Annotated in this window: 14 protein-coding genes; 1 reads left to right on the plus strand and 13 read right to left on the minus strand. The window is 50.0% G+C overall.

What is annotated here, in order from left to right; translation table 11 throughout:
- Positions 1–15: 15 nt before the first annotated feature.
- From RSX24_RS12415 to azlC, 5 genes are all read right to left on the minus strand, one after another.
- The gene (locus RSX24_RS12415) at positions 16–906 is read right to left on the minus strand and encodes a carbohydrate ABC transporter permease (protein WP_343260773.1); all 891 of its coding nucleotides are present in this window, start codon (positions 904–906) and stop codon (positions 16–18) included.
- Between the two features lie 47 nt (positions 907–953).
- Positions 954–2,228 (minus strand): ABC transporter substrate-binding protein, encoded by a 1,275-nt coding sequence (locus RSX24_RS12420; protein ID WP_343260774.1) that lies wholly within the window; start codon positions 2,226–2,228, stop codon positions 954–956.
- 89 nt (positions 2,229–2,317) lie between these two features.
- Positions 2,318–3,196, minus strand: coding sequence for an AraC family transcriptional regulator (locus RSX24_RS12425; RefSeq protein ID WP_339278006.1), 879 nt, complete (start codon positions 3,194–3,196; stop codon positions 2,318–2,320).
- Positions 3,197–3,421: 225 nt separating this feature from the next.
- Complete coding sequence (locus RSX24_RS12430) at positions 3,422–3,754, minus strand: branched-chain amino acid transporter permease (protein ID WP_236416990.1); 333 nt, start codon at positions 3,752–3,754, stop codon at positions 3,422–3,424.
- Complete coding sequence (azlC, locus tag RSX24_RS12435) at positions 3,745–4,464, minus strand: azaleucine resistance protein AzlC (RefSeq protein WP_343260775.1); 720 nt, start codon at positions 4,462–4,464, stop codon at positions 3,745–3,747. The genes RSX24_RS12430 and azlC overlap by 10 nt, the downstream gene beginning before the upstream one ends.
- 108 nt (positions 4,465–4,572) lie before the next feature.
- Here azlC and RSX24_RS12440 point away from each other — a divergent pair, with 108 nt between their 5' ends.
- The gene (locus RSX24_RS12440; RefSeq protein ID WP_343260776.1) at positions 4,573–5,979 is read left to right on the plus strand and encodes an aminotransferase-like domain-containing protein; all 1,407 of its coding nucleotides are present in this window, start codon (positions 4,573–4,575) and stop codon (positions 5,977–5,979) included.
- Here RSX24_RS12440 and RSX24_RS32335 read toward each other — a convergent pair.
- From RSX24_RS32335 to RSX24_RS12475, 8 genes are all read right to left on the minus strand, one after another.
- Positions 5,880–6,227 carry an HAD family hydrolase gene (locus tag RSX24_RS32335; protein ID WP_438286825.1) on the minus strand — a complete coding sequence of 116 codons (348 nt, stop codon included), beginning with the start codon at positions 6,225–6,227 and terminating at the stop codon, positions 5,880–5,882. The genes RSX24_RS12440 and RSX24_RS32335 overlap by 100 nt on opposite strands.
- Before the next feature lie 78 nt (positions 6,228–6,305).
- A complete protein-coding gene (locus RSX24_RS12445) occupies positions 6,306–7,241 on the minus strand; it encodes a VanZ family protein (RefSeq protein WP_343260777.1) in 936 nt (311 codons plus the stop codon).
- Positions 7,242–7,448: 207 nt separating this feature from the next.
- On the minus strand, positions 7,449–9,314 hold the full coding sequence (locus RSX24_RS12450; RefSeq protein ID WP_343260778.1) for a beta-glucoside-specific PTS transporter subunit IIABC: 1,866 nt from the start codon (positions 9,312–9,314) through the stop codon (positions 7,449–7,451).
- 209 nt (positions 9,315–9,523) lie between these two features.
- Positions 9,524–10,378 carry a BglG family transcription antiterminator LicT gene (gene licT / locus RSX24_RS12455; protein WP_236417051.1) on the minus strand — a complete coding sequence of 285 codons (855 nt, stop codon included), beginning with the start codon at positions 10,376–10,378 and terminating at the stop codon, positions 9,524–9,526.
- Positions 10,379–10,683: 305 nt separating this feature from the next.
- Positions 10,684–11,724 (minus strand): NADH:flavin oxidoreductase, encoded by a 1,041-nt coding sequence (locus RSX24_RS12460; protein WP_343260779.1) that lies wholly within the window; start codon positions 11,722–11,724, stop codon positions 10,684–10,686.
- A gap of 55 nt (positions 11,725–11,779) precedes the next feature.
- Positions 11,780–12,802: an NADH:flavin oxidoreductase/NADH oxidase gene (locus RSX24_RS12465; protein WP_343260780.1), complete on the minus strand. Its 1,023-nt coding sequence runs from the start codon at positions 12,800–12,802 to the stop codon at positions 11,780–11,782.
- Positions 12,803–12,940: 138 nt separating this feature from the next.
- Positions 12,941–13,366: a MarR family winged helix-turn-helix transcriptional regulator gene (locus tag RSX24_RS12470; RefSeq protein ID WP_343260781.1), complete on the minus strand. Its 426-nt coding sequence runs from the start codon at positions 13,364–13,366 to the stop codon at positions 12,941–12,943.
- 16 nt (positions 13,367–13,382) lie between these two features.
- A complete protein-coding gene (locus tag RSX24_RS12475) occupies positions 13,383–13,790 on the minus strand; it encodes a rhodanese-like domain-containing protein (RefSeq protein ID WP_343260782.1) in 408 nt (135 codons plus the stop codon).
- Between the last annotated feature and the right edge of the window lie 256 nt (positions 13,791–14,046).

The raw sequence follows: 14,046 nt of genomic DNA on the forward strand, positions 1-14,046 counted from the left end.
AAATTTCCTCCTTCCCTATGAACGGCTTCTGCGGGTCGTCATGATGAACGAAACGACGGACAACAAAATGATGATGATGAACAAACAGAATGCAATGGCTGCACCGTATCCAAAGCGCGTACTCTGGAAAGCGACATTGTACAAGTACATGATGCTGGTCATCGCAGCCCGGTCAGGCCCGCCGTTACCATTGGTCAACGTAAACGGCTGATCAAAAATCTGGATACCGCCGATGATGGACGTAATCACCTGGAACAGGATAATCGGGCGCAGCATCGGTACGATAATATGCATGAAGATATGCCTTTTCTCCGCGCCGTCAATCTGGGCCGCTTCCTGCAGCGAAGGGTCGATCCCTTGCAAACCGGCCAAATAAATGACCATGGAATACCCGAAATATTGAAAGAACAGAATCGATGACACGATAAGCCGCATAAACCAAGGATCATTCTTCCAGTTAATAGGGTCACTAATGATTCCGGTCTGCACGAGGAAATGGTTTAGCCCTCCCGACTGCCAGTCGAAAATGAGACTCACCAACAGACCCAGCGAGGCTGCCGTAACGATATTCGGGAAAAAATAGACGGCCCGGAAGAAATCCCTTCCTTTGAGCAGCTTGTCATTAAGGATAAAGGCGAGCACAAGCGACACGGTAAGCTGCGGAATGACGGAGACGCCCCAAATAAACAGCGTGTTGAACAACGTTTTGTAGAACAGGGGGTCCTGCAGAACGGCCACGTAATTGCCAACTCCGACGAAGTCCGGCGTAGTGATGCCATCGTAATTGGTGAAGCTGATATATAGGGAGTAAAGAATCGGATACAACCCAAAAATGGTGAAAATGATGAAAAAAGGAGCAATGAAATAGTAGCCGTAATGGTCTTTGCGCAGCGACTTGGCAAACATCGTTCCAACCTCCAGTCATCGGATTCGTGAGTCTTTCAGGCCTATGCTTAGTTGACTTCTAGTTCCGGGAACCTTAACCGAACATCGCGCTTGATCCTCTCCACGGCTTCCTCTTTGGTGTTAATGTCGTTGTTGAGATACAGCTGGAGCACGTTTTTGAAAATGTCGTTGTTGATCGTGGTGTCATAACGGGTTCTCTCATACACGGGAACGCGTTTGGCCGCCTCGGAAAAAAATTCGAAATGCTTCTGTCCGCCGAGATAGTCTGATGTGGCCGTTTGCGCAAGCTCGTCGTTCACGACCATATTGCTCGTAAAATAATCCTGCTCGGTCGCCAGCTCTTCCAAGAAATCATGGTTAAAGTTATAAAACTCGATGAATTTCCAGGCGAGATCCTTTTTGTCGCTTTTGCTGTACATCGCAATATACGTCCCGCCGGCACTGAAATCGGTCGGGCCTGCTGCCAGCCCCCACAAACCGGAGGTGTCCGGCGCATTCGCCTTGAACGTATATTGGAGCGCCCAAGTTGCACCGGGATAGAACATGACCTGTCCCTTTTGCATGGATGCGGCATAACCGGCGCTGCCTTCTTCGAACTCTGCCAGCACATGACGCTGGCGCGCTTCGCGGACAAGGTCCAGAATCTGCATGTAGACGGGGTTGATCACAAGCTTTCCGTCCTCTACCCAAGGAATGCCGTCATACGAGTTGGAAATCGCATTCCAGTTGGCCAGGGCATGAACCTGATTGCCGCTCTCCTGCTGCACCCGCTCCCCGATCTCGAAAATTTTGTCCCAGGTATCGATCTGCGCACCGACTTTCACCGGGTCGTCCGTCCCCAAATACGTTTTGGCCAGATCCCTCCGATAATAAATGCCACCCGGCGTACCCTGGTATCCAATCGCTTTGACGTTGCCCTCGCTATCCTTTTCATTGGCCTGCACAAAAGCATACTGCTCTTGCAGCAAATTATCGGCGTTATACGGCGGGGCCGACAGATTTTCGAGATACGGAACATCGATCAGTTCCCGAATGCCGCCGTTTTCGATCATGAACACGTCGGGAGCCTTGGACGTGGTCTGCAAAGCCGACTTCAATTTGGTCATATAAAAGTTCCCTGGAATGTTGACGAAATTCACTTTGATGTCCGGATACGTTTCCTCGAATTTCTCGATGGCATAACCCGCTTCATCCGTAAAGCTCCAGACGGTAATTTCCTGCTGTTTGGACGCGTTTCCCATGCCGGGTTGACAGCCGGACAACATTAGCGTTGCGCTTAATAATGCGATCATTGAAACGGCATATCGTTTAAAGCTCTTCATGAGGGCCCTCCTCCAGAGAAAAGTAAACGCTTTCAATTTACTTGAGTATAGTGATTTTGGAGGAGGGCTTTCTCCACAAATATTGTTCATCAACCTTCATATGTTGTGATCTTTGTGCGATGCCGCTTCCGAAATTCGGAAGGCGTGCAGTCATTATATTTTTTGAACAGCCGATTGTAGGAAGTCAGGTTATTGAATCCATGATGGATCGCGATATCCAAAATGGTCGCTTGGCTGAACAGCAGCGCCCACTCTGACTTCACGATCCTGAAGTGATTCAAATACTCCATAAGCGTAATTCCTTTGATTTCCTTGAACAGCTTGCACACGTAAAATTTGCTGAATTTGATATGCTCCGCGACCTGATCCAGCTTGATCGGTTCTTCGTAGTGCGCTTCAAGGTATTCGCAGACCGACTCGACGAATTCGAACTTTTTGGATAAGGTACACGGCCATTCGCCGCTGCATTCCTCCTCCGCAGGCTTTTGCGTGCGCAGCAGATGAACGACAAGATCGTAAAACCTGGCAATCATGACCCACTGATAACCGATCTGCTCGTTTCTGTTTTCATTGGAAATGACGTCAAGATAGCGGTTGATGTCGATTTCTTTGAGCGTCATCGCGGGTAAATGCGTCGATTTGCCGAATAACTCCCGCAGCGGCTGGGTGGCTTTGTCGACGACCAAGCTCTCTGTGAACAGCTCCAAGCGGAAAAGAATGATCGTCAGATGCTCGGTACCGGGCAGAAAACAGTGCACGTCCCCCGGTTTGATCACCATGATGTCGCCCTGCCCCAACTCTACGACCCGGCTGTTGAGGCCAATTCGCGCCCGCGTTCCCCTGACAACGACCATCTCTACTTCTTCATGCCAATGTGCGGCAAAATTAAACTGCGGACCGGTATGAATGACCCGAATCGGAAAGCCTTCCTTCATGTGACCTGTTTCCAGAAATGTAGGTGCTCCCATCTGATCCACCCTTTCTCAGTTCCCGATTAAGAATCCTTTTCCTATCCATATTATGCATGAAGTTTCCGTCATCTTCAAAATATGGGTTCATATTCATAACACTCCTTCAAATCACTTGATGCTGGCAGAAAAAAATCCCCCAACCGGTTAGCAAAGGTAGGCTTGCCTTCCGTCCGAGAGATGTTTAAAATAGGCCAGATTCATCAGCCGCACACCAACGTGGTGCTAAAAGACGAACTGCACCAAGGCCATGTAAAGCAGCGTTCCGCCAGCAATGGACAATAACATGTTTTTCTTCCAATAATGAAGCAGCACAACAGCCAGGATCGACACCAGTTCAGGCACGCCGTGGTTCCCGGACAACAGATGAATGTCTTTGACGCTATAGATCACCAGCATGCCGATCGCCGCTGCCGGCAGAACCCTCCCTAAATATTGCACGTACTTAGGCGTAGTACGACCAGGCGGGAACAACAGAAATGGAAGAAAGCGCGTCATCATCGTGCCAAGCACAACCATGCCGATCGTAATGAGTTGTTCGGTTACCGTCATGGACATGTCGTTTCCCCCGCTCTCTGATCCAGTTTGGGTCTGATCAGCGTAAGCACGATCAGCAGTCCGGCCATGGAGGGAATGATAAAGCTGCCGCCTTTGAAGATGATGAGGCACAGGATCGAAATGCCCAAGCCAAGCAAGGCGCTGTGATGCGACCGTTCCTTGCTCCATTGCTCCATGAAAATGACGACGAACAACGCTGTCATGACGAATTCCAGCCCTTCCAGATTGAAGCTGACGAGTGATCCGAAGAAGCCTCCGATGGCAGCGCCAATGACCCAATAGCTATGGTTGAGCAAGGTGACGAAAAACATGTACCATCCCCGATCCACTTCTTCGGGAATGTCGGCCGTATAATTGATGGAAAACGATTCATCGCATAATCCGAAGATCAGGTACGGCTTCTTCCAGCCGGTTCCTCTATACTTATCCAGCATTGAAATGCCGTAAAATAAATGCCGCGCATTCACCATTAAGGTCATCATTAGCGCACCGATCGGGTTAAATGCGCCAAGCAGCAGGTTTACCGCCACAAACTCCATCGATCCGGCAAAAACGAGCAGCGCCATCAGGATGGCATAACTCGCTCCAAAACCCGAGGCATTCATCAAAATGCCGTACGCAATCCCCAAAAATAAAAATCCGGCCAAAATCGGAAGCGTGGTCGGAAAGGCGGCCCGAAAAGCCGTTTGAAGCTTCATTCTGTCTGTCATCGTTTGCTGCATCTCCTTGCTATAATACGATTCTACGTTAGTGTAGCAACACATTTCCATACAATCAATGTTATAATTGTATGGATTACAATGTTGTGAGGTGAGTGTATGCCATTCAATTCGTTCGACGAATATCCCATGTCATGGAAGCCGGACAAAAACAAATTGTCACGCCCGCTGTACCAGTCGCTCGCCAAAATGCTGGAGCATGACATCACGCATGGATTGCTTGCGCCAGGAACCAAGCTCCCACCTCAGCGTGAGTTGGCCGATTTTCTGGACGTTAATTTCACTACGATTACACGTGCTTACAAACAATGCGAGCTTAAAGGTTTGATCTATGGCATAACGGGCAGCGGCACGTTTGTGTCGGCCAACGCAGCACGCTCGATTGCCATCGCCAAGGAACCGGGGATGAACACCTATATCGAATTGGGTTTGGTGGCATCCTTTGAGCAGACCAACGACCTCGTTGCCGAAGCCGCCAAAAACGTGATGCAAAAAACCTATCTCGAACAGCTGTTGAATTACAATGATCCTGCCGGTATCCCCCATCAAAAGCTTGCTGCACTGAATTGGATGAGCACGCTGGGCATCCATGCCGATCCGGAGCAGGTTGCCATCGTTTCAGGCGCACAAAACGCGCTCGCCATCACGCTGCTGGCTCTATTTGAACCCGGGCATCGCATTGCCGTGGACCAGTATACCTTTTCGAATTTCATCGAATTTTCCAACATGCTTCGCATCAGGCTTGTCCCCATTCCGGGCGACCTGCACGGCATGCGACCGGAAGCACTGGACGAGCACTGCCGTCAGGCCGACGTGCATGGCGTTTTTCTGATGCCCTCTTGTGCAAACCCAACGACCATCATGATGCCGGAGGAACGCAAAAAGGAACTGGCCCGCGTCATCCGCAAACATCAATTGATCCTGATCGAAGATGACATCCATGCTTTTCTGTCCGCAGGTGTGATTGAACACTACGGTCAGCCGATGTATCAGCTTCTTCCGGAACGCACGATCTATGTATGCAGTACGACCAAATCCATCTGTTCGGGGCTGCGCGTCGCCTATCTTGTGTTTCACGAGATGTACAAGGACCGCATCATGAAAGCGATTTTCAACGTCAACGTCAAAACGTCCTCACTGGACGCCGAAATTATTACCGAGCTGATTCTGTCGGGGAAAGCGAGCGCCATCGTTCAGCACAAAAAAAGGCTGGCCCGGCAGGCCAACCAGTTGTTTGATACGTATTTTCCCCAAGCTTTCAGTCAGGGCCATCCGCTCAGCTTCTACCGCTGGCTGCCCGCTCCCGGTCTTGCCGGAGGAAGACGTACCGAGTCGCATTTCCTGGAAAAGGGCATTCGCGTATTCCATTCCGACCGCTTTCTGAGCGGAACCAATACGGGAGAGAACTACTTGAGAGTAGCGCTATCTTCGACATTGACGTTGGAGGAATTGGAAAGAGGGCTGGAATTGTTGTCGGCTTCGATGAAGCTGAGCACTTCCTCATAGTCGTGAAACTGAACGTCCGAACATGCGTTGATCCGTTCTCTGTCGTGATCCGAATACCGGTCAACCATCGCTACGACCTCGATGCCCGCGTTGTTGGCAGCCTCCACTCCAATGAGGGAATCTTCTAAAATAAGGCATTCCTCCGGGGATGCCTCCAGTTCTTTCATCATCGTGAGATAGATTTCCGGATTCGGCTTGATCTCTTTGGCATCCTCACGCGTATAGACCTTGGAAAAATACTCATCGATGGCCGCTCAACAATCGGTTTTACTATATCCCTCCTACTTTATGGTGTAAAGCAATCCCTGGCGAGGGGACCGCCCAATCTACCTTTCCCATCTATACTGCAGCGGCCGATATCCGATATCCCACAATCGCTCGCTTCCTTCAATCTTGATGGTCATCTGCCGAGCATGTTCAATATAGACTTCGAATTGTTCTGCACTCCCTTGATAATCATTCGCTTCTATTACTAATACCTCTTTCCCATCGACAATAATGGATATTTTCCCTTCAGGCGGCGCGTGATCGGGGATGCCGTAATTTCCGGTCAACACAAGTTCATCGTCTTTCAACGTAAACGTATAGGTTTGTTGGCCTCCTTGGCTATCATACATGTTGCGTTCAGGTATAATTTGTTCCTTTTTAATATTAAACCTCCCCAGCGCAGCACCTTGAGCATCCGTTCCTGCCCCACGCTGCGTTTCCAGCTTCATGGCCACGAAGGGGCCTTCGACTTTGGTGGCCAGTTGGTTGATCACGTTTCCCGTTCCCCACGTCATCAGGAATAACACGATACACGCCATACCTGCAATCAGCCAACGTTTCCTTCCTTGCTCTCCCCTTTCTCCTGCACGATAGGCGGCATAACCGATGCATGCTCCGATGGAATTTTGAAGAACATCGTTGATATCCCCGCTGCCCAGCATCGTCAATTTCTGCAAAAATTCGATTCCGAAAATGATGAGCACAAACCATAACATAAACCGGATGAACCGAATGTTGTACAGCATGGGGATCAGAATGCCGAACGGAATGAATGCCGCATAATTCCACAAGGTAACCAGGTCCATTAACGTAATGCCTGAATGGAACGATAATGTTGGAAATTTGAAAAAAGAATCGGGAATCCATTGAAACGGATTATCCACGATGTGTTTTGCGGCGTCCAGCCTGCCAAAAGCCAAAAACAAAAAATACAACGTAATCAGGGTGTAGACGATGGTGGTGATCCATAGTACCCTGCGTCGGTTCATTGTCATCCTGCAATTCTCCTCTTTCTTTGACGAACTCTTGAGTCGCTCTCTTCAATATAAACGAGTTTACCGCATAGCCCCTTGATCTCCTATGCATCAACCTTACGCCTGCCTTACATTATTGTCATATTGTTCGTACACGAGTGGCTGAATGTGCATGCAAAAAAGCCTTCGATCGCATCGATCGAAGGCTTCGTGACACAAGTTATTCTATTATACGACCACGGTCATCAGGTAGTCCTGACGGCGCACTTCCGATTCGGACGTTTTCAGTACGTCCAGGTAATTGGCGGAATTCGTCACAATGACCGGCGTCGAAGTGACGTAACCTGCTGCCTGGATCTGTTCGATGTCGAACAGCAGGATCAATTGCCCCTTTTCAACGCGGTCGCCTTCCTGCACTTGTTTCTCAAAATGTTTGCCTTTCAGGCGAACCGTGTTCACGCCGACGTGAATCAAAAGCTCGGCGCCCTCGTCCGAAGTTATCCCGATCGCATGCCCTGTCGGGAACACGGTTGTGATCGTTCCGTTCACCGGAGAAGTCAATCGGCCTTCGGACGGTTCAATGACGATTCCTTGTCCCATCGCACCGGACGCAAAAGCTTCATCCGGCAGCGACTCCAGCGGTTTGACCGCACCTTGCAGCGGGCTTTCGATGATTTCTTTTTTCAGTACCGTGCTTTCTTGCACAGGCGTGGATGCAGACGCTTCTTCTTTCGGCGCAGCCTGCTCCTGAACGCTATCTTTGAATCCAAGGACCATAACGATCACCAAAGCCAGCACAAACGCCACAACCAAGCCGATGATCACGGACAGGAAACCCGTACCGATATACGTTGGCAACGCCAGCAATCCCGGTAAAGCAAAGGCCACCGCTTGCGCACCGCCCGAGCCGATGATCGCGCCGCCCACAGCCCCGGCGATGCAGGCATAAATGAACGGTTTTTTCAGCTTCAGCGTAACCCCGTAAATGGCAGGCTCTGTGATCCCGAAGACGGATGCGACCACGGAAGAACCGGCAAGCGCTTTAAGCTGTGTATCTTTGGTTTTCAGGAATACCCCGAATACCGCCCCTGCTTGAGCCAGGATGGCCGCAGTCAGCATTGGCAGCATCGTGTCGTAACCAACTTCCGCGATGTTGCTGAGAATGACCGGCACGAATCCCCAATGTACGCCGAAAATGACGAAGACTTGCCAGAACGCGCCAGCTACCGCACCGGCAAGCAGCGGACTCAGGTTGTAGATCCAGCCATAACCGGTAGCCAGTCCGCTGCTGATCATGGAGCCGATTGGACCAAACACCAGAAACGTCAGCGGAATGACGATGACCAGCGAGAGCATCGGCACCAAAATGTTTTTGACGGACGAATGCACGAACGAATTAAACCATTTTTCGACATAAGACTGTACCCAGACGGCAAGGATGATCGGAATGACGCTGGAGGAATAATTCATCAGCACCATCGGAATGCCGAGGAACGTTAATTTGTCGGGCGCGCTGACCGCGGCGATGACGGCCGGATAGACGAGCGCTCCGGCGATGGCCACGGATACAAACATGTTTGTTTTGAATTTGCGCGATGCGGTCACGGCCAGGAAGACCGGCAGGAAGTAAAACACGCTGTCCGAAGCCGCGTTCAGCACGAGATACGTTCCGCTCGAAGCATCAAGCCATTTCAGGAACAGGAAGAGCGCAACCAGTCCTTTCAGCAGCCCGGCCCCGGCAAGCGCGCCAAGCGTAGGCGAAAAGATGCTTGAAATGATATCGACGGCTTTGCCCAGAATCGTGCTCTTCTCGGAGGACTCATCCTTCTTGGATGCATCCGCGTTTCCGATGCTTGTACCTTCGATCATTTTCTCGTAAACCGGCCCAACGTTGTTGCCGACAACAACCTGAAACTGGCCGCTGCTCTCTACGACGGTAATGATGCCCGGCGTTTTTTGCAGCGCTTCTTTATCGGCCTTGTCCCGGTCTTTCAATTGAAATCTTAATCTTGTCGCACAATGGAAGACCGAATTGACATTCGATTCGCCGCCGACAAGCTCAAGAATTTTGGAAGATAACTCTTTGTCGTTCATATACAGCTCTCCTCTTTTTACGTGGATGATCGGCTTAGGTTTATGGTCCAGGTATGCCTGGTAGTATGCCCAATCACAGCATCCTACCGCCACAAGCAAGAAAAACCTAAACTCGTGGTGAAATAACAGCTTGCGGAATCGCTGCTCATTTCACCATCAGTTTAGGTTTTGCCTGCATTACCAGTTACACCCCTCAGCCGGATGGTTTGTTATTCGGTTGTTTCCAGATGATTGCGTTCCGTGACCCGATGAATATGAATGGTCAAATATACGTATTCATCCTTGCTTAATGATTGCTGATACGTTTTTTCCAGAAAGTCATTGATTTTGCGCGTGCATTCAAAGGCATTGGCATACGTCTTCTTCACTTGGTTATACAAAAAGTCTTCGCCTGTCTGCTGTACTTCATTTCGAAGAACACGCATCGAGAAATACTGCAAGTGTCTTAAAAATCTGGAATAATTTACGGAAGACTCGTCCATAATCGTGTTGTAATGATAGGTCACGATGTTCAGAATGGAATGAACCATTTCCGTCATTTTCATCGTCAGCTTCATTTCACTGCTGTCCATGCGCGCATTCACGATATGTAGTGCGATAAATCCTGCTTCATCCTCGCCAAGCTTCACCCCCAGGGAGTTCTCGATGTATTGGAGCGACTCCAGGCCAATCTCGAATTCTTTCTTGTAAAAGCTTTTGATTTCGAACAGCATCGCATTTTTCAGCTGCACGCCATTCTCGTGTCGCTGGATCGCAAAATGGATGTGGTCGGTCAGGGTCAAATAAATATTGTCGCTCAGCGTGGTGCCTAACACTTCATTGGCACGGGTAACGATCTCATTGACCACTTCCAGATGAGTAACGGGAATGTCATTCAAGAGCTCCATCAACTTGGCTGTGAATTCATTTTCGTTCAGCACAAAAATTTTATCGATTTTTTCATCCTCAACCCGGTCTCCGGCAGCCTTGTTAAAAGAAATGCCTCTTCCCATAACGATGACTTCTTTGCCTTTATGGTTTTTGGTTAACAATACATTGTTATTTAGCACCTTCTCAACAAACATCATCTCGGTTACACCTCCCCACAGGAACAGTATCAACAAAAAATGCCTAAATTAATTACAATACCATGCGCTGATGGTACTCTAATCAATTTAGGCATTGCCCGCCTTACCGGTCACAATCCTGTTATGTAAACTCAGTATACCATAAGTATAAGCGTTTGCAACCCCTTTTTTACGAAGCCTTGCTTCCGCTTCCAGCTGCCGGCGTCGACGATGAATAATCCCTGCTCCATGCCTGCCGCGCGTGATCCCGGGGATACCACGAAAGCTGGCGTTGGCCAGCTTTCGTCCCTGCCTGATATGGATTAAGATAAAGTTTGCAGTGCTTCGGGGGTGAATGGAATCCATTCCTCCGTGCGGCCGTCCCGGATTTTGCTGACCCAAGCCGGGTCGACCAGAAGCGCTCTGCCGATCGCTACCAAATCGAACTCTCCGTTGGCGAGCTTCTGCGCCAAACCTTCGATGCCTGCGTTGCCTGCACCCTCTCCACGGGTGAACAGTGCCATGAAGTCGTCGTCGAGGCCTACAGAACCGACAGTGATGGTTGGCTTGCCCGTTATTTTTTTCACCCAACCGGCAAAATTCAAATCAGAACCTTCGAATTCAGGCTCCCAGAAGCGCCGAGTCGAGCAGTGGAAAAGGTCTACGCCCGCTTCAAGCAGCGGTGCCACGAAATGCTCCAGCTCCTCCGGCGTTTTTGCCAGTTTGGCTGTATAATCCGAGCTCTTCCATTGCGAAATGCGCAAGATGATCGGGAAATCCGGACCTACCGCCTTCCGGCATGCACGAACCACTTCTTCCGCAAAACGAGTGCGCGCAAGCATGCTTCCGCCGTAACGGTCTGTGCGCTGATTCGTTTTCTCCCAGAAAAACTGGTCAATCAGGTACCCATGCGCGCCGTGGATTTCAATGCCGTCAAAACCGATGCGTTTGGCCTCGGCAGCAGCTTGGGCAAATGCCGACACGATGCCCGCAATGTCCGATTCGGAATAATCATTGACTTGGCCTTTTACGCCCATGTGCCAAATCTGCGGCATGATTTTGCCGCCGGCCGCATGCACTTCGGACACCACGTGGGCCCAGCCTTTGAGAGCCTCTTCTCCATAGAAATGGGGAACGTTTTGCTGGTCGGATGCATCTGCATGATCCACCACCGTGCCTTCCGTCACGATCAGACCGACGCCATTCTCGGCTCTGCGGCGGTAATAGCCGGCAACGTCCGGGCCGGGAACCCCGTTCGGCGACATGCCGCGGGTCATCGGCGCCATGACGGTGCGATTGGGCAGGACCAGATTTCCTAAAGTAATAGGCTCAAAAAGAGATTGCACGGAATTGGAATAAGGCATGTTAACCCTCCTCGGATATTTTGGAATGTTTGGTTAGTTTATTCGCAACGATCGTTTAGAATCCTGCCGAGTATTGCTTCGGAATCGAAGTTTCTTTTCTCAGATTCGATGCCGCTTCAAGTGCCCAATGCGGGTTTCTCAGCATCCCTCTGCCTACGGCTACCAGGTCCGCGTCTTCATTGCCGATCACCGCATTGGCCAGCTTTGCGTCATCCAATCTGCCGACGGCGATGACGGGAACATCGAGCGCTTGCTTGATGTCACGGGCGAGCGGCACCTGATAGCCCGCATGCGTGCCGGGTCTGCCAAAAGCCGCAATCGGGCCTTCGCCGCCGGAGGAAACGTCAAACATGTCGATGCCGGCTTCCTGGTAAGCTTTAGCAAAAGCGATGCTTTCCTCAATGCCATATCCGCCTTCAACGTACTCTTTGGCGGAAATCCGCATGATCAGCGGCATGTCTTCAGGCATTTCGCCTTTAACAGCCTGAATGACTTCGCGGCCGAACAGGGTAAGGTCCTGACCGTACTCGTCGTCGCGTTTATTGGTCAGCGGAGAATGGAATTGATGAATCAGGTAGCCGTGGGCACCGTGGATTTCAATGGCATCGAATCCGGCTTTCACCGCTCTGGCCGCCGCACTGCGGAATTTTTCGACCATGTCCTTCACTTCGGCCGTCGTCAGTGCGCGCGGTTGTTTGTAATTTTCGTCAAACGCGATCGCAGAAGGCGCCACGGGAACCTCGGCATCTTCGGCTTTGCGTCCCGCATGGGCAATCTGAATGCCGACTTTGGCGCCGTAACTGTGGCAAGCATCCACGATTCGTTTCAACGCCGGGATCTGATCGTCCGACCACAGCCCAAGATCGAAATCGGAAATGCGGCCATCGGGTTCCACATCGGTCATTTCAATAATAATGAACCCGGTACCGCCCACAGCACGGCTTACATAGTGCAAATAGTGCCAATCCGTAGCAATGCCATCTTTGTTTTCAACAGAATATTGGCACATGGGAGGCATCACGATCCGGTTTTTCAAATCCAGCCCTTTCAATGTATACGAACTAAATAGATCTTTCATATCCAATCTCCTCTCCTGTATATGTTATCTATATAAAACATGCATGTACACGCATGTGAATGGGGATGAGACATTTCTTCTCATTCATTCCGTACCAGGAAGGAACACGCTTTACGATCCACTATCTCCTTCTTCGCCTCAACCGAGCTCGGCAACCAACGATTCCATTACCGTTTTCAACCCCTTGTTCAGCAGCTTTTCCTGCAATACTTCGCCAAACGTTTCAAGCGCGCCGCGCAGTTTCATTTCGCCCCGTTCGGTTATGCCAGTGTAGATCCCTCTGCGGTCATTCTCGCACATATGTCTTTCCAACGCGCCGCAGGTTTCGGCCTCCATCCGTGCTACAAGCCGGGATGTTGCGCTTTGGCTCAAACCGATCTTCTCTTGCAGCTGTTGCAAGCGGAGCTCTTTATCATCGGTTTGCGAAATAAAATACAGCACATAAAATTCTTTTAAAGACAAACCGTATTTCTGTTGAAGCACCTGTTCCAGTTGTTCATTGATCTCGGATTGGATATGCGTCAATGAAAACCAGGTGTCCAAACGTTCGTCTGTTGTTCTCAATGCGTACACATCCATTCTATTTTGGCGTTGACACAACCGGCTTACGATCCATTTCTACAACGTACAAGGATTGAAACCCCTTTTTGCGCAAGATCCGCGCGGCCTTTTTGGCCCTGTACATTTCGTTGGACAAAATAAAAATGCGTTCTTCTCTCAACAGGTGTTTATGCCATACATACGGAAGGCGGCCCAATGAAATATTGATGGAATCCGGAGTCGGTTGGTGTTCATACTCAGAAGCGTCCCGGATATCGACAATTTTGAAATGGTGCAAGCTCTCCTTCTGATTGATCAAGCTCCGATAATGGATTTGCGTAAGATATGGGGCAGGCCATAATCGGTGAATAAGAACAACCAATCCGGTCAACACGGAGATCATCATGAACCAAAACATTTCCCTCACATCCTCGCTTCCGATGTACACGTTTGTGGCGCACCTCCATTGATTACAAAAAGCATGCGCATGCATTCAATTTAAAGGATCTGTTTTCTGCTGTCAAGCGAAAATTCATGCTGTCCAACACGGAATGCTTATATGGGTAGTTTGAAGCCGTTGATGGTTACTCCAGTCAACCGGCTTCACTTCTCACCTCGGCGCAGTCCCTCATTCATTTCGGCTTATGAACGTACTCCGAATTAAGACCAAGCGCTCTTTTATGCTCATGGCGTCTCTCCTTCTG

This window comes from Paenibacillus hubeiensis (assembly GCF_032334105.1).
GTDB lineage: Bacteria > Bacillota > Bacilli > Paenibacillales > Paenibacillaceae > Paenibacillus > Paenibacillus hubeiensis.

Bases quoted from the DNA above. Each gene is read 5' to 3' on its own strand.
- RSX24_RS12415 (WP_343260773.1), bottom strand. From the start codon at position 906: ATGTTTGCCAAGTCGCTGCGCAAAGACCATTACGGCTACTATTTCATT.
- RSX24_RS12420 (WP_343260774.1), bottom strand. From the start codon at position 2,228: ATGAAGAGCTTTAAACGATATGCCGTTTCAATGATCGCATTATTAAGC.
- RSX24_RS12425 (WP_339278006.1), bottom strand. From the start codon at position 3,196: ATGGGAGCACCTACATTTCTGGAAACAGGTCACATGAAGGAAGGCTTT.
- RSX24_RS12430 (WP_236416990.1), bottom strand. From the start codon at position 3,754: ATGTCCATGACGGTAACCGAACAACTCATTACGATCGGCATGGTTGTG.
- azlC (WP_343260775.1), bottom strand. From the start codon at position 4,464: ATGACAGACAGAATGAAGCTTCAAACGGCTTTTCGGGCCGCCTTTCCG.
- RSX24_RS12440 (WP_343260776.1), top strand. From the start codon at position 4,573: ATGCCATTCAATTCGTTCGACGAATATCCCATGTCATGGAAGCCGGAC.
- RSX24_RS12445 (WP_343260777.1), bottom strand. From the start codon at position 7,241: ATGACAATGAACCGACGCAGGGTACTATGGATCACCACCATCGTCTAC.
- RSX24_RS12450 (WP_343260778.1), bottom strand. From the start codon at position 9,314: ATGAACGACAAAGAGTTATCTTCCAAAATTCTTGAGCTTGTCGGCGGC.
- licT (WP_236417051.1), bottom strand. From the start codon at position 10,378: ATGTTTGTTGAGAAGGTGCTAAATAACAATGTATTGTTAACCAAAAAC.
- RSX24_RS12460 (WP_343260779.1), bottom strand. From the start codon at position 11,724: ATGCCTTATTCCAATTCCGTGCAATCTCTTTTTGAGCCTATTACTTTA.
- RSX24_RS12465 (WP_343260780.1), bottom strand. From the start codon at position 12,802: ATGAAAGATCTATTTAGTTCGTATACATTGAAAGGGCTGGATTTGAAA.